The 21,668-nt window shown below is 48.1% G+C and carries 20 protein-coding genes and 1 pseudogene; 9 read left to right on the forward strand and 12 right to left on the reverse strand.

The window, feature by feature from the left end; genetic code table 11:
* The first annotated feature begins 24 nt into the window (after window positions 1–24).
* Both apaG and CEQ48_RS16655 read left to right on the forward strand, forming a co-directional pair.
* Complete coding sequence (gene apaG, locus CEQ48_RS16650) at window positions 25–405, forward strand: Co2+/Mg2+ efflux facilitator ApaG/CorD (RefSeq protein ID WP_089071995.1); 381 nt, start codon at window positions 25–27, stop codon at window positions 403–405.
* Between the two features lie 10 nt (window positions 406–415).
* Entirely contained in the window at window positions 416–1,225 is an 810-nt protein-coding gene (locus CEQ48_RS16655) for a symmetrical bis(5'-nucleosyl)-tetraphosphatase (protein WP_089071996.1), read from the forward strand.
* A 149-nt stretch (window positions 1,226–1,374) separates the two neighbouring features.
* On the opposite strand, the gene folA is transcribed toward CEQ48_RS16655, so the two are convergent.
* From folA to rplU, 6 genes and pseudogenes are all read right to left on the reverse strand, one after another.
* Window positions 1,375–1,872 (reverse strand): type 3 dihydrofolate reductase, encoded by a 498-nt coding sequence (gene folA / locus CEQ48_RS16665; RefSeq protein ID WP_089071998.1) that lies wholly within the window; start codon window positions 1,870–1,872, stop codon window positions 1,375–1,377.
* A gap of 12 nt (window positions 1,873–1,884) precedes the next feature.
* A complete protein-coding gene (locus CEQ48_RS16670) occupies window positions 1,885–2,358 on the reverse strand; it encodes a threonine/serine exporter family protein (protein ID WP_181710845.1) in 474 nt (157 codons plus the stop codon).
* Complete coding sequence (locus CEQ48_RS16675; RefSeq protein WP_000444259.1) at window positions 2,358–3,119, reverse strand: threonine/serine exporter family protein; 762 nt, start codon at window positions 3,117–3,119, stop codon at window positions 2,358–2,360. Before CEQ48_RS16675 ends, CEQ48_RS16670 begins: the two co-directional genes overlap by 1 nt.
* Before the next feature lie 121 nt (window positions 3,120–3,240).
* Window positions 3,241–4,414, reverse strand: a pseudogene (cgtA, locus tag CEQ48_RS16680) (Obg family GTPase CgtA).
* A 224-nt stretch (window positions 4,415–4,638) separates the two neighbouring features.
* Complete coding sequence (gene rpmA, locus CEQ48_RS16685) at window positions 4,639–4,899, reverse strand: 50S ribosomal protein L27 (protein WP_055028210.1); 261 nt, start codon at window positions 4,897–4,899, stop codon at window positions 4,639–4,641.
* Between the two features lie 20 nt (window positions 4,900–4,919).
* A complete protein-coding gene (gene rplU, locus CEQ48_RS16690; protein WP_000271393.1) occupies window positions 4,920–5,231 on the reverse strand; it encodes a 50S ribosomal protein L21 in 312 nt (103 codons plus the stop codon).
* A 270-nt stretch (window positions 5,232–5,501) separates the two neighbouring features.
* Between rplU and ispB the strand changes: the two genes are divergently transcribed.
* Window positions 5,502–6,473, forward strand: coding sequence for an octaprenyl diphosphate synthase (ispB, locus tag CEQ48_RS16695; RefSeq protein ID WP_000345930.1), 972 nt, complete (start codon window positions 5,502–5,504; stop codon window positions 6,471–6,473).
* 148 nt (window positions 6,474–6,621) lie between these two features.
* On the opposite strand, the gene CEQ48_RS16700 is transcribed toward ispB, so the two are convergent.
* Together CEQ48_RS16700 and mdh are read right to left on the reverse strand one after the other, a co-directional pair.
* Window positions 6,622–8,028: a basic amino acid/polyamine antiporter gene (locus CEQ48_RS16700; RefSeq protein ID WP_089072000.1), complete on the reverse strand. Its 1,407-nt coding sequence runs from the start codon at window positions 8,026–8,028 to the stop codon at window positions 6,622–6,624.
* Window positions 8,029–8,487: 459 nt separating this feature from the next.
* A complete protein-coding gene (gene mdh, locus CEQ48_RS16705; protein ID WP_000861564.1) occupies window positions 8,488–9,423 on the reverse strand; it encodes a malate dehydrogenase in 936 nt (311 codons plus the stop codon).
* Window positions 9,424–9,750: 327 nt separating this feature from the next.
* Here mdh and argR point away from each other — a divergent pair, with 327 nt between their 5' ends.
* The 5 genes from argR (at window position 9,751) to CEQ48_RS16735 (ending at window position 15,340) form a co-directional block, all read left to right on the forward strand.
* Window positions 9,751–10,221: a transcriptional regulator ArgR gene (gene argR / locus CEQ48_RS16710; RefSeq protein WP_001246635.1), complete on the forward strand. Its 471-nt coding sequence runs from the start codon at window positions 9,751–9,753 to the stop codon at window positions 10,219–10,221.
* 322 nt (window positions 10,222–10,543) lie between these two features.
* The gene (locus tag CEQ48_RS16720; RefSeq protein ID WP_043992639.1) at window positions 10,544–11,512 is read left to right on the forward strand and encodes a TAXI family TRAP transporter solute-binding subunit; all 969 of its coding nucleotides are present in this window, start codon (window positions 10,544–10,546) and stop codon (window positions 11,510–11,512) included.
* A 170-nt stretch (window positions 11,513–11,682) separates the two neighbouring features.
* Window positions 11,683–14,247: a TRAP transporter permease gene (locus CEQ48_RS16725; protein WP_089072002.1), complete on the forward strand. Its 2,565-nt coding sequence runs from the start codon at window positions 11,683–11,685 to the stop codon at window positions 14,245–14,247.
* Between the two features lie 121 nt (window positions 14,248–14,368).
* On the forward strand, window positions 14,369–14,806 hold the full coding sequence (locus CEQ48_RS16730; RefSeq protein ID WP_089072003.1) for a universal stress protein: 438 nt from the start codon (window positions 14,369–14,371) through the stop codon (window positions 14,804–14,806).
* A gap of 150 nt (window positions 14,807–14,956) precedes the next feature.
* Window positions 14,957–15,340 carry a DUF2061 domain-containing protein gene (locus CEQ48_RS16735; protein WP_000753232.1) on the forward strand — a complete coding sequence of 128 codons (384 nt, stop codon included), beginning with the start codon at window positions 14,957–14,959 and terminating at the stop codon, window positions 15,338–15,340.
* Between the two features lie 66 nt (window positions 15,341–15,406).
* Here the strand turns inward: CEQ48_RS16735 and CEQ48_RS16740 are convergent, their stop codons facing one another.
* Entirely contained in the window at window positions 15,407–16,204 is a 798-nt protein-coding gene (locus CEQ48_RS16740; RefSeq protein WP_001177219.1) for a glycosyl hydrolase 2 galactose-binding domain-containing protein, read from the reverse strand.
* 146 nt (window positions 16,205–16,350) lie between these two features.
* On the reverse strand, window positions 16,351–16,773 hold the full coding sequence (gene rraB / locus CEQ48_RS16745) for a ribonuclease E inhibitor RraB (RefSeq protein WP_000019331.1): 423 nt from the start codon (window positions 16,771–16,773) through the stop codon (window positions 16,351–16,353).
* 726 nt (window positions 16,774–17,499) lie between these two features.
* Between rraB and arcA the strand changes: the two genes are divergently transcribed.
* Entirely contained in the window at window positions 17,500–18,723 is a 1,224-nt protein-coding gene (arcA, locus tag CEQ48_RS16755) for an arginine deiminase (protein WP_089072005.1), read from the forward strand.
* A gap of 35 nt (window positions 18,724–18,758) precedes the next feature.
* Here arcA and CEQ48_RS16760 read toward each other — a convergent pair whose 3' ends face one another.
* A complete protein-coding gene (locus CEQ48_RS16760; RefSeq protein ID WP_089072006.1) occupies window positions 18,759–19,814 on the reverse strand; it encodes an FAD-binding oxidoreductase in 1,056 nt (351 codons plus the stop codon).
* 51 nt (window positions 19,815–19,865) lie between these two features.
* Window positions 19,866–21,527, reverse strand: coding sequence for a hydroxylamine reductase (hcp, locus tag CEQ48_RS16765; protein ID WP_089072007.1), 1,662 nt, complete (start codon window positions 21,525–21,527; stop codon window positions 19,866–19,868).
* Between the last annotated feature and the right edge of the window lie 141 nt (window positions 21,528–21,668).

Raw genomic sequence — 21,668 nt, forward strand, 5'->3', positions numbered from 1 at the left:
GACTACTAAGCTGAGGAGTCGCTCATGGATGTTTCGCTGCCCTGTATCAAAATTCAGGTTCAAACTCGCTACATTGAGGAACAATCAAATCCTGAGTATCAGCGCTTTGTGTTCGCCTATCTCATCACCATCAAAAACCTCAGCACCCAGACCGTCCAACTGATGAGCCGGCGCTGGTTGATAACGGATGCCGATGGCAAACAGACCGTGGTTGAAGGCGATGGCGTTGTGGGAGAGCAACCTCGCATCAAAGCTAATGATGAATATACCTACAGCAGTGGCACGGCCTTAGATACTCCAGTCGGTGTGATGCAAGGGCAATATTTGATGATCGATGAACAAGGTGAGTCTTTCACGGTTGAGATTGAGCCATTTCGTTTAGCCGTTCCGCATGTATTGAATTAAGGGAGTTTGTGTGGCGAATTATATCGTGGGAGATATTCAAGGCTGCTTTGACGAGCTACAGCAACTGCTCAAACAGGCCGAATTTAATTCTCAGCTTGATACGCTGTGGTTTGCGGGGGATTTGGTCGCTCGTGGTCCAAAATCACTGGAAACCTTGCGTTTTGCCTATCAGTTAGGGGATGCAGCGCGAGTCGTGCTCGGCAATCATGATTTGCATTTGCTCTCAGTAGCACTCGGTCACCACCCCGCTAAACGGCGCGATCAAACCCAAGCGATTTTAGATGCGCCCGACGCCGCGCCATTACTCGATTGGCTACGTCAGCAGCCTTTGCTCGCTGAACATAAAGAGTTTGTACTGTGCCATGCTGGCATCTCACCACAATGGGATCTCGCCACTGCGCGTCAAGCCGCGCAAGAGGTCGAGTCTGTACTTCGCAGCCCCGAGTGGAGCACCCTGATTGAGCAGATGTACAGTGACCAACCCGACGCATGGCATCCAACGCTACAAGGGATAGATCGCTTGCGTTATATCGTTAACGCATTTACTCGTATGCGCTTTTGTTTCCCAGATGGTCGTTTAGATATGCAATGCAAACTACCACCACAAGAAGTGACTGACGGTAGCTTACTACCTTGGTTCCAATTACCGCAGCGCATTGCTCTTGAAAAGACGGTGATTTTTGGCCATTGGGCGGCATTAGAAGGGTATGTGAGTGAAACGGTGATCGGCCTAGATACGGGTTGTGTGTGGGGCGGAACCCTGACTATGCTGCGTTGGGAAGATAAACACTACTTTAGCCAAGCAGCGCTGCCAACATAAAACAACACCCGTTAATACGGGTGTTGACTGTGTCTGCTCTGACTATACCTGCTATGACGATACCCAAACGACTTGGAGTTGCAGGTAGGCAGCAAAATAAGTGACAAATTTGTCTGGAACCAATTTGCACAGCCAACACTGCTGCAACATCAAGTAGGAAGCGGATATTGGCGTTCAAAAATCACAAAATCCATCCCGTAGGCATTTTTTTCATCGGCAGGATAATGCTCACGAGAGCGCTCTAACCAATCACTCCCCCATTCGGGAAACTGAGTATCGCCATCCAGTTCTGCATGGATCTCGGTAATATACAGTTTATGGGCCATCGGCAAACAGGCCGCATACAAGCTACCACCACCGATGATCATCACCTCGTCGACCTCACCCGCTTTCGCCAGCGCCGCCTCAATGGAAGTCACCACATCAACCCCCTCAATCTGCAAACTCGCATCACGGGAGATCACAATATTGTGCCGCCCCGGTAAAGGACGCCCGATCGATTGGTAGGTTTTACGTCCCATCACCACAGGCTTACCTAATGTGCAGCGTTTGAACCACGCGAAATCAGCCGGTAGATGCCAAGGCATCTGATTATCTTTACCAATAATGCGCTGGTCTGCCATCGCGGCAATCATACTGACCATCATCTTTCTCATACCTTAAATAATCGGTTTTCGGCGGTAGAATAACAGTCCAGGCACAGCAAGGCCAACCGCCAAACCCGCAATGATAAACATGGCTTTAAGGAAGTTTTCTAATAAAGCTTCCATCAGCTCAGGCGAAAAACCCACATGGTTAATTTCGACTAATGCGATCATGGCTTTAAATGCAAAAACACCAGGAACCATGGGGATAAGCGCTGCAACCGTAAACACTTTAGGATGAGCCAGAAAACGACGAGACCAATAAACACCAACCATACCCACTAAAGTGGCGGCGAAAAAAGTCGCCCATTCAATCGGTACGCCAAAGTGCATCATCAAATAACGCGAGCCATGTCCAAGCGCACCGCCTAACGCACAATATTTCAATGCGGGCACAGGCACATTGAAGACTAAAGCAAACCCAACTGCCGGAATCGCGGCAAAAAACATGTCGTTGAGTAGTCCGAAAAACAAATCCCAGCTTAACATTACCACCCCCAAATTCCGGTGATGCTCATTGCCGCGACAATACCGAGCGCCGTGGCTAGAGTCAGCAAACTCGCCATCACAAAGCGTGCGATGCCCATATTGATGTAACCTTTGAGCATATCTGCGACCGCATTAATTAATGGAAAGCCAGGCACCAGCATCAACACAGAAGAAGCCATCACGATCGTTGGTTTATTGCCGAGTTGATAAATCACGGCTTGGGCTGAAATCACCGAAGTAACAAAAGCGGTTGCCGCGAAATTGATGAGTGGATTGAACTGACGATGGCCGATTTCTTGGCGAACGATCATCCCAACTGACGAGGCGATCAAGGTGATCAAGAACACCATCCAATCGCCCCCAGCCAAACGGCTAAATGCCGCGCAAGAGAGGCCAATCATGACCACAACTAGCCAACGATTGTAACGCTCTGGACTGATGTGATTGAGTTTTCGCTGCGCTAAGCTGTGATCGAGAATGCCTTTTTCCATCATGATGCAGATCCTTTGGATCTGCGTCACCACCCGCATATTGATGCCGCGATCTGGGCTGCGTCGCGCAGTCGTAATGCAGTGCTCTTTATAGACGGTAGTCACCACGAGTGAGCTCGCCGAGAGAGAGACTTCGACTTCACTCATCCCACTCGCTAAACCCATGCGGCGCATTATATCACCGACTAAAGTACTTTCTGCGCCATGCGCTAATAACATCTGCCCTGCCTGAGCAATCAAACGAGAAACGGCTCTCTGTTTGGATTCCATGATTCCTTTCCTAAAACCTAAATATGCAGAAGAGAGAGTAAGTGTGCCCGAAACAAACTTTAGGAAAGTTGATTTAGACACAAAAAAGCCGCAACTAAGTTGCGGCATACCAGTGAGTTAATCAGTCACGAACATAGATAACGTGACCGTCATCTTCTTCGTCGTCCCAATCATCCCAATCGTCATCATCTTCAGTGATCACTTCACGACCAGCCAAGCCATCTTTATGGTTATAATCCCATGTGAAATCGACTTTTTCGGCTTCCGTCTTCTCTTCAACTTCTCTTGGTAAGGTATCCATAAACTCTGCAAGCTTCATGCACAGCTCTTTGGTACCTTGACGATTCGCAGCAGAAATTTTGAAGTAATCGCCTTCCCACGCCAAAGCATCGATGATGTCTTGAATGATCTCATCTGCTTCTTCTTCTGACATCAGATCAACTTTGTTGAACACCAACCAACGTGGTTTTTTTCGCCAGCTTTTCACTGTACTGCTCAAGCTCATCAATAATGGTCAAAGCGTTGTGCGCAGGATCGCTTTGATCAGCGGGTAGAATATCAATCATGTGTAGCAAAACACGACAACGTTCAAGGTGTTTTAAGAAACGAATCCCTAAACCCGCGCCTTCAGCTGCACCTTCAATCAAACCTGGGATGTCAGCCACCACAAAGCTTTTTTCTGGCAATACGCTCACGACACCAAGACTTGGAACTAGCGTAGTAAACGGATAGTCAGCAACTTTTGGCTTAGCCGCAGAAACGGCGCGAATGAAGGTCGATTTGCCTGCATTTGGCATGCCCAGCATACCGACATCAGCCAGCAACAACAGCTCTAAACGAATATCACGCAGCTCACCCTTGGTACCCATGGTTTTTTGGCGTGGAGAGCGGTTAACCGAGGATTTAAAACGGGCGTTACCCAAACCGTGCCAGCCACCTTTGGCGATCATGACTTTTTTGCCATGTTCGGCCACTTCACCAATGATTTCATTGGTGTGAATATCGACGGCACGAGTGCCTACCGGTACGCGCAACTCTTTGTCTTTACCGCTTTTACCCGTACAGTTACCACCACCACCGTTTTTACCACGCTCCGCTTCATAAAAACGCTGGAAACGATAGTCAATCAAGGTATTAAGGTTTTCATCGGCGACCATATACACATCGCCGCCATCACCACCATCGCCGCCATCAGGGCCGCCATTGGTAATGAATTTTTCACGCCAGAAGCTCACAACACCGTTGCCGCCATCACCAGCTTGAACTTTAATTACCGCTTCATCTACGAATTTCATTTTTCCTCCACTCAATTTCGTGGGAAATCTTAATCAGTTTAGTAAACCTGAGAACGTAGATCCCAGAAAACAATCGCCTGCTTGGATCAGGCTACATTCAGGTCTAGGGTCTAGGGTCTAGGGTCTAGGGTCTAGGGTCTAGGGTCTAGGGTCGCGACTACACTTTCGATAAATAAAAAACCCCACCAAACGGCAGGGCTTTTAAATTCATCAAGAAACCGAGCTTATTCAGCAGTTTCGATGCTAACGAATTTACGGTTCTTAGGACCTTTAACCTCGAACTTCACTTTACCATCAGATAGAGCGAATAGAGTGTGGTCTTTACCGATACCTACGTTAGTGCCAGCATGGAACTTAGTACCACGTTGACGAACAATGATGTTACCTGCAAGTACAGATTCACCACCAAAACGCTTAACACCTAGACGTTTGCTTTCTGAATCGCGGCCGTTACGAGTAGAACCACCAGCTTTTTTGTGTGCCATTGTTGAACTCTCCTAATAACTTAAGCGTTGATACCAGTGATTTTCACTTCTGTGAACCACTGACGGTGACCTTGTTGCTTACGAGAGTGCTTACGACGACGGAACTTAACGATTTTTACTTTATCGCCACGACCGTGTTGTACCACTTCAGCAACTACTTTACCGCCCTCAACAAGAGGAGCACCTACTTTAATGTCTTCACCGTTAGCAACCAGCAGAACTTTATCAAATTCTACAGTTGCACCAGTTTCAACGTCTAATTTCTCTAAACGAAGAGTTTGACCTTCGCTTACACGGTGTTGTTTACCACCAGATTGGAAAACAGCGTACATATTTTACTCCGCTCTTTCCGCACAGCCTATGCTTATATTTTACGCGATAAGGGTGTGCGCTAAACTAATCATCAATAGGGCGCAGATTCTACGTGAATGATGTGCCTATGACAAGCCATATTTTGAAAAAAATGGCGAAAAGCTAATCGCCAAACAAAAGTGCCGCAATCATGCCTTTAAGCCATGTATTAATCAATGATTTTTAGTGTATTATGCAGCGATTCCAGAAGACTAAATGCCTTACACGCTCTTATTTCAGCCGGATTTACGATGGATTTTAAAGCTATCCAAGCGCTTACTGCCAATGACATGGCAAAAGTGAACGAAACGATTCACGCTCAACTCAATTCTGACGTTTCCCTAATCAACCAACTGGGTTTCTATATCATCAGTGGTGGTGGGAAGCGTTTACGCCCATTGCTGGCAGTTTTATCCGCCAAAGCGCTCGGTTATCAAGGGTCACATCACACGACTGCTGCTGCGTTTATTGAATTCATTCATACGGCAACCCTGTTGCACGATGATGTGGTCGATGAATCAGACTTGCGCCGCGGTAAAGCGACCGCTAATGCCGCTTTTGGTAATGCCGCCAGCGTATTAGTCGGAGATTTTATCTACACTCGCTCGTTTCAGATGATGACAGAATTAGGATCAATGAAGATCCTGAAACTGATGAGTGATGCGGTAAACGTGATCGCTGAAGGTGAAGTACAGCAATTAATGAACTGTAACGATCCTGATACCACCGAAGCCAGCTACATGCAGGTTATTTACTCCAAAACTGCACGTCTGTTTGAAGCGGCAACCCAGATTGGCGCTATCCTGTGTGATGCTTCTCCTGAAGTCGAACTGGCGATGCAAAACTACGGTAAATACTTAGGCACCGCTTTCCAACTGATTGATGATGTGATGGATTACACTTCAGATGGTGATGAGATGGGTAAAAACGTCGGTGACGATCTGGCAGAAGGCAAACCTACCCTACCACTGCTTTATGCGATGCAGCACGGGAATCCTGAGCAAGCCGCGATGATCCGTGAAGCCATCGAGAAAGCCAATGGCATGTCGCGTCTTAATGAGATTCTCGCAGCGATGGAGCAAACCGGTTCTTTACAATACACCATTGAAAAGGCGCTGCATGAAGCGGATAAAGCCATCGCTGAACTAGCGGTTTTGCCAGAAAGCGAATACAAACAAGCCTTGATCACGCTCGCCCATATGGCGGTCAATCGCAGTAAATAGTCTGCAAATTCGGTGAGATGACCACAGCAACTCACTCGAGAATGGATTACGTTTTCTTACTAAAAAACCCCTCAGCTCTACGAGCTTGAGGGGTTTCTTTTATCCGTCCCGTGCTTTAGACAATGTCGACAATGGCATCAACGCTATTTTACCAAGCGCCTTGCCAAAGCATGCCTGCCGCCCCAACGGCAAACAGCAGTAGGGTGCTGGCTCCGACCATTTCTCGACCGCAGAATGCTTTTACACCTTGCTCACGCTTTGCTTTGAGATAGAAAGCGAAGCCCGGTACATACAACAGGGTTGAGAGCATCAAATAGTGCAAACCTGACGCATACAGCAACCATAAACCATAAGCCGTTGCGCCAAAGCCAATCAATAGCAATTTCCCTCGATCTCCTTGCTCCAGAGCAAGCTTAAGGGTAAAAGCGCCCACCAGAAAATACGGCACTAAAATCATCTCTGAGGCAAAGATCAATAAGCTATCGTAAGTGCTGGCAGTATAGCGCACCAAGATCAAGGAGACTTGGATACAGAGTGTGGTTAAGAACAAGGCATTAACTGGACTTCCCGCTTGATTCTGCTTGGCAAAATGGCGGGGAAACATCTTATCTTTAGCGGCAAGGAAAGGCGCTTCGGAAGCCAGTACCGTCCAACTCAAAAACGCACCGCAAACCGAGATCAAAAGCCCAACCGCAATAATGTACTTACCCCAAGGACCAATAATCGCAGTCAACACTTGCGCCATAGAAGGACTCGGGTATTGCGCCAACTGATTGACTTGAATCACGCCCATCGACAACAGCGTGACTAAGACATAAATCGACAGAGCCGTGAGTAACCCAAGAATGGTCGCGCGACCAATGTCTTTACGCTGACGAGCTCGGCTTGATACCACCACCGCACCTTCAATCCCCACAAAGACCCAAACCGTGATCAACATAGTCGCTTTGACCTGACCGAGCAGATCAGCGCCTGAAATGTGATGGAGCCCTGCGAAATCCAAGCTAAATGTAGACCAGTTGAACGCCGCAATCGCACACACAATGAAAAGTAGCAAAGGCACCATTTTAGTCATAGTGGTGATGAGATTGATCAGCGCGGCGGTTTGCACCCCTCTTAATACTAAGCTGTGAACACCCCACAATAGTAGAGAAGCGCCACCAATTGACCACCAAGTATTACCAGAGCCAAAGATAATCTGATCAGGAGAATCAAACAGCAGTCCTAAAGTACTGAACACAATCACCAGATAAGAGACGTTCGCGACCATGGCACTAAACCAGTAGCCCCACGCCGAGCAAAATCCAGCAAAATCACCAAAACCTTCACGAGCAAAACCAAACACACCACTGTTCACATGAGGTTTATTGACGGCTAAATATTGAAAAGAGAGCGCAAGAAAGATCATACCGATCCCAGTGATCGACCAACCGATCATCACTGCCAGTGGACTGGCGACTGCCGCCATATTTTGTGGCAAGCTAAACACGCCCGCGCCAATCATGGAACCAATCACTAACGCAGTGAGAGAGCCTAGACCCAGTTTTTTATCCATTATTTTTTAATCACCAATAACAGAGGTAAAAAGCCATCTTCCCCTTCCAAACATCGGTCACAAACAAGAGAAAATCCGCCTGCAACAGCCGAAGGGCAACCATTCCACTCATAAGACATGAGTCGAAGCATACAAAAAACAGCGCATATTACACGAAAAGCAGTGGGATGAAATGATAATTAGATAAGTAACATAAGAATTCACTAGTGGAAAACCAATAGCTGGAATTTAAAACTGAAAAATCAAATAATTAATTTTAGACCTCCCATATCTCAAACTACTTGAAGTTGCAGGTAGGCGGCAAGTAAGTGAATCCCCATGAGCATAGGCAAACTATGTGATTGGGGTGAACGAACGTAGCCAACACCGCTGCAGCTTCAAGTAGGAAGGGGATATCATTGAGATAAAAAATACCGCTCTTCAAGAGCGGTATTTTCCAATACTTAAATCGATTTTCGATTATTTTACAAACTCAACACCGATTTGAATGTCGCCTTTGAGCGTATCTAGCATGCCATCCAGCGCGGCTTGCTCATAAGCACTCAGTTTGCCGATATCCAGCAACTCTTCAACGCCATTTTTACCTAGCTTGATAGGTTGAGCAAAGAATGGAGCGTACTCACCCTCACCTTCTACATACGCGTACTCAACGACATCAGATTCGCCTTGCAATGCTTTAACCAGTGCAAGACCAAAACGACATGCCGCTTGGCCCATAGAAAGAGTCGCTGAACCGCCACCCGCCTTAGCTTCAACCACCTCGGTACCCGCGTTTTGGATACGTTTAGTCAAAGCGGCGACTTCTTCATCGGTAAAGCTTACGCCTTCTACTTGCGACAACAGAGGCAGAATGGTAACCCCTGAGTGACCACCAATCACAGGCACACGAACTTGGCCTGGATCTTTATCTTTCAGCGCGGCAACGAAGGTTTCAGAGCGGATCACATCCAGTGTGGTGACACCAAATAGCTTACGCTTGTCATACACACCGGCTTTTTTCAGCACTTCGGCTGCGATAGGGACCGTTGTGTTCACTGGGTTAGTAATAATGCCAACACAGGCTTTCGGACACACCACAGCAATTTTTTCTGCCAATGCTTTGACAATGCCAGCGTTAACATTGAACAGATCCGCACGATCCATACCCGGCTTACGTGCAACACCCGCAGAAACCAGCACCACATCCGCACCTTCCAGCGCAGGCGTTGGGTCTTCACCCGCATAGCCTTTGATGGTAACTGGTGTGGGGATATGACTCAGATCCGCAGCGACACCCGGTGTGACAGGCGCGATATCATACAGCGCGAGATCAGAACCAGCAGGAAGACGGTTTTTGAGTAACAGAGCAAGGGCTTGACCAATGCCGCCAGCGGCACCAATAACAGCGACTTTCATCGTAAATCTCCTTGAGAGTAATCTCTTATATGTTTGTAGGGTGATTAGGTGTATCCGACCGTCAAACGCTATAGTAATCACAATCTGATTACAATCAATTAACGTCAGCTTTGCGACTTTGCGCAATACTGCTGAGAAGGCGTTACAGCATCAAAGACGATTATCGGTTAATGTTCAATTGAGACAAAGAGTTATACAGCGATCTAACCTGATAACAAAAACATTTACAGTGACAGTGAAGACAATTTTAGCGAGTCGTTTGGTGTGTCATGCATAGGTATGCGAGAATATGCACAAATCGATCATTTAACCAAAGTAAGAAGAACCATGCGTAACGTAGATAAACAAGACAACCTAGTCCGAGCCTTCAAAGCCTTACTAAAAGAAGAACGCTTTGGCTCACAAGGCGATATTGTTGAAGCGCTAAAAAATGAAGGCTTTGACAACATCAACCAATCCAAAGTATCGCGCATGCTGACCAAGTTTGGCGCGGTGCGTACCCGTAACGCTAAGATGGAGATGGTTTACTGCTTGCCTGCAGAATTAGGCGTACCGACAGCGAGTAGCTCACTGCGTGAATTAGTGCTGGATGTCGATTACAACAACGCGTTGGTGGTGATCCGCACAGGTCCGGGAGCGGCACAATTGATCGCTCGCTTGCTCGACTCTCTCGGTAAATCCGAAGGCATTCTAGGGGTAGTCGCTGGCGATGACACGATTTTTATCACCCCGACCTTGGATGTTCCAGTGAAAGAGCTGTTCCACTCTGTGTGCGAATTGTTTGAATACGCCGGTTAACCACTTTCTCATTTAATGATGTTTAGTCACGCCATAGTGCGTGACTAAACTCACATCTTAGAAACATCATTACCCACCACTTAAACAGACTAAGCATTTGAAATTAAAAGAGTATACTTACAGGATACTCAACGCTTTGCTGTTTAATAAATGAGTCAATCACACTATAAATTTTAACAGTTGTGTAATTATCTGTTGTTTTTTTGGTATGATTCCGCTGCTTTATCGTTCTTTGCCGCGAATAAGCAACGTTTCTCAGGCAGGAAAGCTCGAAGCCGCGCTGACGCTTTGGGTTACATTACCAATGAAGGAAGGGAAATTCATGTCATTACCTAAAATAATCAAAATGGGTGCTATCGCAGCCGCAGTTATCGGCTCTGGTGTCGCCAGCGCACAGGATTTCATTACTATCGGTACCGGTTCGGTTACTGGTGTTTATTACCCTACGGGCGGCGCTATCTGTAAATTAGTGAACAAGGATCGTAAAGAACACAACATTCGTTGTTCCGTTGAATCGACTGGCGGCTCTATTTACAACGTCAACACTATCCGTTCTGGCGAATTGGATTTCGGTATTGTGCAATCAGATTGGCAGTACCATGGTTACAACGGCACGAGCGAATTTGCAGAACAAGGCCCATACAAGAAACTGCGCGCCGTATTCTCAATGCACACCGAGCCTTTCAATATCATCGCGCGTGCTGATTCAGGCATTGAAAACGTGAAAGACCTCGCGGGCAAGCGCGTGAACATTGGTAACCCAGGCTCAGGCGATCGCGCCACTATGCAAGTGGTGATGGATGCCTTCGGTTGGAATAACGACAGCTTTAAACTGGCGGCGGAGCTCAAAGGTTCAGAGCGCTCACAAGCGCTGTGTGACAACAAGATTGATGCCTTCATCTACATGGTTGGCCATCCAAATGGTGCCATCAAAGAAGCGACCACCTCTTGTGCTGCCAAACTGGTTCCCGCTACGGGCCCTGAGATCGAAAAGATCGTCGCCAACAACCCTTACTATGCTTACAGCGTTGTACCGGCTGGCATGTACAGCGGCACAGATCAAGAAGTGAAAAGCTTTGGTGTGGCAGCAACGTTAGTCACCACGGAAGATGTGTCTGAAGCGGTCGTCTACAACCTGACCAAAGCGGTATTTGAAAACTTCGATACCTTTACTCGCCTCCACCCAGCATTTGCTAACTTGAAAAAAGAAGACATGGTAACCGCAGGGAACTCTATCCCACTCCACCCAGGTGCAGTGAAATACTACAAAGAAGCGGGTTTGATTAAGTAACGCGTTTCAACTGAGAAGGGAGAGGAAATCCTCTCCCGTAAAAATAAAAAAAGAGGAGGCAAATGCCTCCTCATTAGTATCACGTTCACGTTTGGTGATACTACTTTCAGGTACAACACTCTCAGTACCGATGACAAGTCTATGGAACATCAATAATAAGGATAAGGTACATGACGCAGACAACAACACCGTCGCAAGATGTGCAAGAGATGGTGGCGCAAGCAGACACTGGCGCTCGAGCCCCCAAAGGGCTTCCGGGGCGTGTGCTTTGGTTTGTTCCGCTCTGTTGGTCACTTTTCCAACTTTGGTACGCTTCACCACTCCCCTTTATCTTCGACTTTGGCGTACTCAATGATACGCAAGCTCGCTCCATTCACTTAACGTTTGCCGTTTTTCTCGCCTTCACGGCCTATCCGGCAATGAAAGGTTCGCCGCGCGATCGCATTCCTTTAACCGACTGGCTTTTGGCACTCGCGGGCAGCTTTTCCGCTGCTTATATCTATCTGTTTTACGCCGAGCTCGCAGGACGCTCAGGCGCACCCACTCAGTTTGATGTGATCGCCTCTGTGGTCGGCATGGTATTGCTTCTCGAAGCGACACGCCGGGCATTAGGTCCACCACTGATGATGGTGGCCGCACTCTTTTTACTTTACACCTTCGCTGGCCCTTACATGCCCGATGTGATTGCCCACAAAGGGGCTAGCCTAAATAAGGCGATGTCACACTTGTGGCTCACCACTGAAGGGGTATTTGGTGTCGCGCTTGGGGTATCTACCTCATTCGTGTTCCTGTTTGTGCTTTTTGGTGCCATGTTGGAGCGTGCCGGTGCGGGCGCTTACTTCATCAAAGTGGCTTTCTCGATGCTCGGGCACATGCGTGGTGGCCCAGCCAAAGCGGCCGTGGTAGCGTCAGGCCTTTCCGGATTGGTTTCTGGCTCTTCAATCGCCAACGTGGTCACAACGGGAACTTTCACCATTCCTTTAATGAAGCGTGTGGGTTTTCCCGGCACCAAAGCGGGTGCAGTGGAAGTGGCCGCCTCCACCAACGGCCAGCTGACGCCACCGATTATGGGCGCAGCGGCTTTCTTAATGGTGGAATATGTCGGGATTTCCTATGTTGAAGTGATCAAAGCGGCGATCCTACCCGCACTAATTTCTTATATCGCGCTGATTTATATCGTTCACCTTGAAGCGTGTAAGGCGGGCATGACTGGTTTGCCTCGTCGTCATCAATCGACGGTGGCCCAAAAACTGCTCTCATTTACCGCCACGATTCTTGGCTTATGCGTGATAAGTGCCGTGGTTTATTACGGTATCGGCTGGACTAAAGAAGCCTTTGGCGACGCAGCAACGCCCATCCTCACTGTGGTGTTATTGGCCGCTTATGTTGGCTTAGTGAAAATCTCCGCCCCCTACGCCAAAGAGGGTTTAGGGATTGATGAGAATTTGCAATACGTCCCCGATGTCGCACCCACGCTAAAATCCGGCCTGCACTACTTGCTGCCGATTGTGGTATTGGTGTGGTGTTTGACGGTTGAGCGCTTCTCGCCCGGCTTATCGGCCTTCTGGGCCAGCGTGTTTATGATTTTCATCCTACTCACGCAACGTCCACTGATGGCTCTCTTTAATCGCACGGGTTCACTGGGTGATGCGTCGAAACAAGGAGTGACTGATCTTTTTGAAAGCTTAGTCTCAGGTGCCCGTAATATGATCGGAATTGGGGTCGCGACCGCTGCCGCTGGCACAGTCGTGGGGGTAGTTACCCTCACTGGCATTGGTTTAGTGATGACCGACTTTGTCGAGTTTATCTCTGGCGGTAACTTGATGCTGATGCTGATTTTCACTGCCGTGATCAGCTTAATTCTGGGTATGGGCTTACCGACTACCGCCAACTACATCGTGGTTTCCACCTTGATGGCTCCAGTCATCGTCACTCTAGGCGCTGAGCATGGCTTAATCATCCCACTGATTGCGGTGCATCTGTTCGTGTTCTATTTCGGTATTTTGGCCGATGATACGCCTCCGGTCGGACTTGCCGCATTTGCCGCGGCGGCGATCGCCAAATCCGACCCGATCCGCACCGGTATCCAAGGCTTTGCCTACGATATCCGCACCGCGATTTTGCCTTTCATGTTTGTGTTTAATACCCAGTTGCTGCTGATGGGTATTGATAGCTGGTGGCACTTAATGCTGACCATACTCTCTTCCATTACCGCCATGTTGCTGTTCTCAGCGGCAACCCAAGGGTGGTGGTTAACCAAAACCAAATGGTGGGAAGTCATCGCACTACTGGTGCTGACCTTTACTTTCTTCCGCCCCGGTTTTTGGTGGGACATGGTTTATCCCGCGCAAGTGATGTATGCCGGCACTAAGTTAGAGCAGATTGTCGAGCAAGCTCCGGTTGGACAACCGATCCAGATGATCGTCGCGGGAGAGAATCTTAAAGGCGAATACACCTCTAAAACCGTGCAACTGCCATTTGAAGATCGCGCCGTCAGCGCTCAAGAGCGGATCGCCTCGATGGGCTTAACTCTGCTCAATGATAAAAACCGCATGCTGGTAGAAATGGTTGAGTTTGGCAGCCCAGCCGAAGCAGCGGGCATCGATTTCGATTGGGAAATTCGCTCGGTGGTGGTCGATAGCGATCGACCAATGAAAGAGTGGGTATTCTTGCCTGCGATTTTGCTGACCTTACTACTGGCTTGGAACCAAAAAAGACGGATAAAAAAGGCGTAACAAGGTGCTACGTCAATATGCCTGAGTCAAATCAGGCATATACTTATCCCGTCAATCAATCATTGCCAAAGCATCCCTAATACTCATGTTGCGGGATAACGAATAAACCATAGAGAGCGTCATGTATAAACATATTCTTGTTCCGGTTGATTTGAATGAACAAGGCTTTGCCGACAAAGCGGTGCAACTTGCTGTCTGGCATGCTAAGCATTCTAATGCCGAAATTCACTTGCTGAACGTGTTGCCTGGTATTCACATGTCCATGGTGGCAACTTATTTTCCCAAAGATGCCGCCGCGCAGATGAAGAATGATGTGCGTGCACAGCTCAAAGCGTTTGCCGATAAACACATTGATGAAGAAATTGTGTACAAGCTGCATATTGCGGAAGGCAAAACTTACGCCACCATCCTTGATTATGCCGAGCGCTTAGGCGCTGACTTAATTGTTATGCCAAGCCACAAACGCTCACGCATCGATAAAGTGATGCTCGGCTCCGTGGCCAGTAAAGTGGTAGAAAATTCGCCCATTAATGTCATGGTCGTCAAACCACAAGGTTAATCGGCACTCATCTTCAATCGTTTACTCAAGGCGCATATTGCGCCTTTTTTGTTCACCGATTCCTATCACACTAATTGGTTTTGCCTGTTTGAATAACTGAGAACGATTATCGATAATCAACTCATCGAACAAGATCAGGTGGACTGAATCATGAAAAAGACATTAAGTTTTGCAGCAATACACTTTACCATCGCGTTTACGGTAGCGTATGTTCTGACAGGCGATGTCATCATCGGCAGCCTGATTGCGATGCTCGAACCTATGGTGAACACCGTTGCGTTTTACTTCCATGAAAAAGCATGGGTGAAATCCGCCGCTTTACAACGCTTTGCGGGCGACCCAAGAATCAAAACCGCCAGCTTTGCGACGATTCACTTTACCGTAGCGTTTAGCGTAGTCTACCTGTTGACGGGCAGTTGGTTAGTCGGTGGGGTGATGGCGATGATCGAGCCGAGCATCAATACCTGTGCTTACTACTTCCATGAGAAAGTTTGGCAAAGCAAACACGCAGGCCATCTTGGCTGCGCTCACTAAGTGATGCCAAAGCATCTTCAAACGCCTTCTTGATGAAGGCGTTTTGTATTGTTGATGCAAAAAACGTTACAGCGGGAAATGGCTAACACAATGCGCTTCACTCAAGCCCAGTCGGAAACGCTTAACTTGCCCATCCAACTGCACGGTGATCAGATACAGATCTTCTGCTCGCGGGTGGCGCACATCGTAGATCTTAGGGGCATCAACCTGAAAGAGTACGCTCGCATGATCGCTACGCACATCAATCGGCACTTGATAGGTTCGCCCATCAAATTTTACCGCAGCGGAAACCAAGCCCGGCGAATAGGTAGTGAAAAACAGGTTTACCAGCAACTCGCAACCGCTGTGATGCCAGATTTGCTCAGTTGAAACATGGGTCAGACGCAAATGACGGATGCATTGTAGATAAGGCGCTTTCCAGATCCCCATTCGCTGATCATAACTGGGCACATCCTGCTCGCCCAAGAAACACAACTCGCTCTCCTCTTCATCCAGCAACCCATCCTCATCCACTTCTAAAAATAGAATTTCAAATCGGTTGCGACCCGGCTTCAATAATGGACGAATCTCTTTGCGGTAAATCGCTTGTGAGCCATCACAGTCAAACAGCGCCACACCGTTAAGGCGCACTTCAGCGTGGTAATCAATGCCTTCAATAACCAAATCAATAGCGGCAAAGCTCAACAAATCGTCATCCACCTCTATATCGTGCATTAAATGCCACTCTTGCTGCGCAATATCGTCTTCGCTCAATGTTTTGGGCAAAACGGCACTTAATGGCGCTGGAAAGGTGATGTCATCTTGAGGGATAGAGAGATCCGTCAGTGGAGAGAGTTGCCAAAGGCCGGCGAGTGAGAGCTGCATAAGGTTCCAATTCCTGTTGGTTTGCGCGCATTATACCCGAAGTGAAATCTATTGCAGCGTCCATGTAACACAGTGATTGCGGCTTACAATCGATTGGTACAGGCAAAAAAATACCAGCCCTGTGGCTGGTATCTTAGACTCGAGGATTAATGCTCGTCGTCTTCATCCTCATCTTCGTCAGAGTACAAAGCGTCTTCGCCTTCGTAATACGTACCCCAACCGTCATAAATAATGTCAAATTTTTCAGCCAGATTGACCAGTTTTTCCACTTGTTCATCAATCAGTTTGGCATCTAATGCAGACTGCATGGTGGCATCAAAGCAGAGCAGCTTATTACCATCTTCATCTTCCGTTTCTTCCGCTTCCAGCACTTCAAAACCCATTTTGAACGCTTCAACGGCCGCTTTTTCCAGCTTATCGAAATCTTCTGCAAACAGATGGTGCTCAATCTCATACAAGGCATCTGGATCACTGCCATCTTCGAGCAGGGCCTGAATAATGTCGCGAGTCTCTTCCTTTTGGATCTCGATTAATTCTTCTACAGATAGATAATCATCTTGGTGAGACATGATGTGCTCCAGATAGTCAATGGGATCGGAAATTTGTGCGGCGCACTATCGCATGGATTGAAGGGAATTTCTAGCCACAAAACGATCTGGGAAGATCTTTCACTGAACTCACGATCCTTTCTTTATAAGGTTTTTAACATTTTTTTATCAAATGCCAAATTCAGCATAATCTGTGCTCTCTCTATCCGTTGAAATCGAACGGCTGATTGCCTGTTTATGGAGAGATAATGCATAGCTAAAAACCGACTAAAAAAGGGGAAAATGCCCCCCTTTCCTTCAAGCACCCACCCATTGCGAATAAATAGTTAATTAAAAAACCAAAAATGCATAAACACATCAGCTTATGCTGCGCATAGCTAAGCAAATTGAGCAACAACACACTTCTTAGGTGCAAAAAGAATACAGCGCTAAAAATCACAGCCAACTAAGATAAATAAGCTAAAAAATGAAAACAAATCAAAATTTAATAACAAAAAGCAGACTTGCAACTTCATAAAAATCTCTTCATAACTATATCGAACCGAAGAATTGGCAAGCAGGATGCTTGTTATACCCAAACTACTTGGAGTGGCAGGTAGGCGGCAAGAGAGTACATCCCCATGAGCATAGATAAACACTGAGACTGGGGTGAACGAACGTAGCCAACACCACTGCAAATAGGAAAGGGATAAGCCATCGCTACCTACACATCGCTGCGGGTGGCACAAAAGAGAGGAAGGAAACCCGATGAATCGTTTGTATGTGGGCTCTGAAGTGGGGCAACTGCGCCGTGTATTGTTAAATCGTCCGGAGCGGGCACTCACCCATTTAACCCCCTCTAACTGCCATGAACTCTTGTTTGATGATGTACTGGCCGTTGAAACGGCGGGCGTTGAGCACGATGCCTTTGCCAATACGTTGCGCACGCAAGATGTGGAAGTGTTACTGCTTCACGATTTACTCGAAGAGACACTCGCCATTCCTGAAGCCAGACAGTGGCTACTGAACACTCAGATCAGCGATTTTCGCTTTGGCCCAACCTTTGCTCGCGAGCTGCGCCACTCTCTTAACCATCTTGATGATCATCATCTCACCACGCTTTTACTGGGCGGGCTCGCTTTTTCTGAATTGCACCTCGAATCGGATTCCATGCTACCGAAAATGCGCCAGCCGCTCGATTTCGTGATTGAGCCGCTGCCCAATCACCTGTTTACTCGTGATACCTCATGCTGGGTGTATGGAGGGGTGTCACTCAATCCAATGATGAAACCGGCTCGCCAGCGTGAAACCAACCATTTGCGCGCGATTTATCGCTGGCACCCGACGTTTGCTCAGCAGCCCTTTATTCACTATTTTGGTCTGGATGATCTGCACTACGACAATGCCAATATTGAAGGTGGCGATGTGCTGGTGATTGGGAAAGGCGCGGTATTGATTGGAATGTCTGAACGCACCTCTCCCCAAGGCGTAGAAAATTTAGCGGCCGCCTTGTTCAAACATGGTGAAGCTCGTGAAGTGATTGCGGTCAGCCTGCCAAAACATCGATCCTGCATGCATCTGGATACGGTGATGACCCATATGGATGTCGATACCTTCTCCGTCTATCCCGAAGTGATGCGCAAAGATCTCGCGACTTGGCGACTGACGCCCAAAGGCGATGGCAGTGAAATGCGCGTGGAGCAAGTACCCAGCTATATCCACGCGATTGAATCGGCGCTAGGGCTGGATTATCTCAAAATCATTACCACGGGCGGCAACAGCTATGAAGCGGAACGCGAACAATGGAATGATGCCAACAATGTCCTGACCGTCAAACCGGGCGTGGTGATTGGCTACGAACGTAACGTCTATACCAATGAGAAGTACGATAAAGCAGGCATTAAGGTACTGACCATCCCCGGTAATGAGTTGGGGCGTGGCCGTGGTGGCGCGCGTTGTATGAGTTGCCCAATTGAGCGTGACGGAATTTAAAAGTCTGTTAGGCGTGCCAAGCACGCCTAAACACTTCAATTGAGTGCCAGTTCCACATCCGATTCCGCCAAGGTCGAGCAAGCCAATACATAGCCTTGCTCAATCTCCTCTTCACTCAGCGTTTCTTGGCTTAAACGGCGGAAACGACCATCCAACACGCGGCATTTACACGAACCACAAATACCGCTGCGACAAGCCGCAATGATCGGCAGTTTTCCGGTTTCTAACGCTTCTAACAGTACTTTTTCACTCGGCGCATCCACCTCTACCCCAAAAGCAGGCACGCGAATTTTCACCTGCTGGCGAATAGCGGGATCGGAATATCCCTCGTTGAATGACGTCATTGCAGGAGAAAAGCTCTCTTGATGAAAATGCGCCATATCAAAGCCAAGCGCTTGTAAATAACCGCTCACATCTTGCATAAACCCTGCTGGCCCACACAGATACACGCTTCTTTCCAACACATCCGGAACCTGTTCAATCAAAGTTTCCTGAGTTAAACGACCTTGTGCAAAGCCACTCTCACCCGCGTCTTTGAGTAACAGCTTCAAGTGAAAATTCGAATGCTGCGCCGCCAGCTGCTGCAACTCTTGCCAATAGATGGTTTGTTCTGGATTGCGAGCAATGTGCAGAAAATCGATCTCTCTTGCATCGTTCTGTTTATCGCTCTGTTCGGCTAACCAAGCTTTGGCCATCGCCATGACTGGCGTGATGCCACACCCTGCGCTGATCAGTAATACACGGGATTTGGGCGCACAATCGGTGCTATTGAAGCGGCCTTGGGGTTTCATGGCCGTCACGCTATCCCCCAACTGCAACTCATCCACCACATGTTGCGACACCAACCCCTGCGCGACTCGCTTTACCGTAAAACGTAAATACGGCTGCTGAGCCTGCGAGCTGATCGAGTAAGAGCGATACACCGTCTGCCCATTAATGGAAAAACCTAAGTTCGCGAACTGCCCTGGCTTAAAGTTGAAGTGGCGCTCACGATGCGGATCCGCCAACTCAAAGCTCACACAATCTGGGGTTTCTTGCCATTTACGCACACAAACCAAGGTTTCATTGTCTTGTTCTGCCCATGCAGACATGTTACTTCTCCTCATCGGCATCAGCCCCACATTGTGGGGCTGAGTGGCCACTTATGCCGCCAGAATGGTGCGCAGATCGTCTTCCGCCGTGGTAATACTGCGTAGATCAAACTGCTGTTGCAGGATCGCCATCAGATTTGGCGTGAGGAAAGCGGGCGCGGTAGGACCGGTGTAGATGCCTTTTACACCCAGCGCAAGCAAGGTCAGCAGGATCACGATCGCTTTTTGCTCGAACCACGAGAGCACCAGAGTCAGCGGCAGATCGTTCACTCCACACTCGAAGGTTTCCGCAAGCGCAAGCGCCAGTTGAATCGCTGAATACGCATCATTGCACTGACCCACATCGAGCAAACGTGGAATACCGTTGATAGCGCCAAACTCATTTTTGTTGAAGCGAAACTTACCGCAAGCCAAGGTCAGAATCACGCTGTCTTCCGGCGCTTGCGCAGTAAAATCTTGATAGTAGTTGCGCTCCGCTTTATCACCATCACAGCCACCGACCAAGAAGAAGTGCTTGATGTTGCCTAATTTGACTTGCTCAACCACCGCAGGCGCTGCTGCCATTAAGGCATTGCGTCCAAAACCCACGGTGATCAGATGCTCAATCTCATCGTGCTTAAAACCTTCTTGTGCCAGTGCACATTCAATCACGGTTGAGAAATCGTCACCTTCGATATGCGCCACACCCGGCCAGCCGACAATGCTACGAGTAAACAGGCGATCTGCATATTGCCCAACATTAGGGTTAAGCAGGCAGTTCGAGGTCATCACGATCGCGCCGGGGAAGTTCGCAAATTCTTTCTGCTGGTTTTGCCAAGCACTGCCGTAGTTACCTACCAAGTGCGGGTATTTTTTCAGTTCTGGGTAAGCATGCGCAGGCAGCATTTCGCCATTGGTGTAGACGTTGATTCCCATACCTTGGGTCTGTTGCAAGATTTTCTCTAAATCATGCAGATCATGGCCAGACACCAGAATACATTTGCCTTTGACGGGTTTGACGTTCACCGTAGTCGGCTCTGGATGACCAAAGGTTTCGGTTTCGCCTTTATCTAAGATTTCCATGATGCGGTAGTTCATCAGACCAATTTGCATCGCCGTATCCAATAGCGCACTCAACTCCACAGGATCGGTACCCAACCATGCCATGATTTGATGGTACTGCGCATACAGCTCAGCATCCGTTTGTCCTAACACACGCGCATGTTCCAGATAGGCCGCCGCTCCTTTCAAGCCATACAAACAGAGCAGGCGCAAACCAATCACATCTTCATGCAAACTCTCTTTGCCACGGTTTACCGCAGCCGCAGGAGCAAATGCCAAGATAGCGGCTTTATCCGTCGGGAGAGAAAATTGTGCCGCCGGTGACAACGCAGGAAGCTCAAAACCGGTTAATACCGCAGCCGCACGGACTTGTTGTTCTAGCTGCTGTTTATAGCTTTCCGCTTGCTGCGCCAGTTCAACAATCCGTTCTGGATCAAAGTTAACGTTGGTGAGCGTGGCAAAAAAGGCTTTCGGTGCCCATTGGTCAATTTCAGGAATGGCGACACCACAAGCACGGCCTAGATTGGCCCAAAAAGAGACACCTTGCAGCGCGTAAACCAATACATCTTGTAAGTCCGACACCTCTGCGGTTTTACCGCACATCCCTTGGGCATAGGCACACCCTTTTGCGATTGGGGTTTGAATGGTTTGCTCACATTGAATACAGAACATTATGCTTCTCCAGTTTCATTGATAAGCTGTGATAGCTTAGATTTACTGAAGACATCGCATATTACGTGCCAAATTCTATTTATTTGTTTTTCAATGCATTTAACACAATAAACACAACTTTTTTGTGTCAATTAGACCAAG

Source organism: Vibrio tarriae (assembly GCF_002216685.1).
Taxonomy (GTDB): Bacteria; Pseudomonadota; Gammaproteobacteria; order Enterobacterales; family Vibrionaceae; genus Vibrio; species Vibrio tarriae.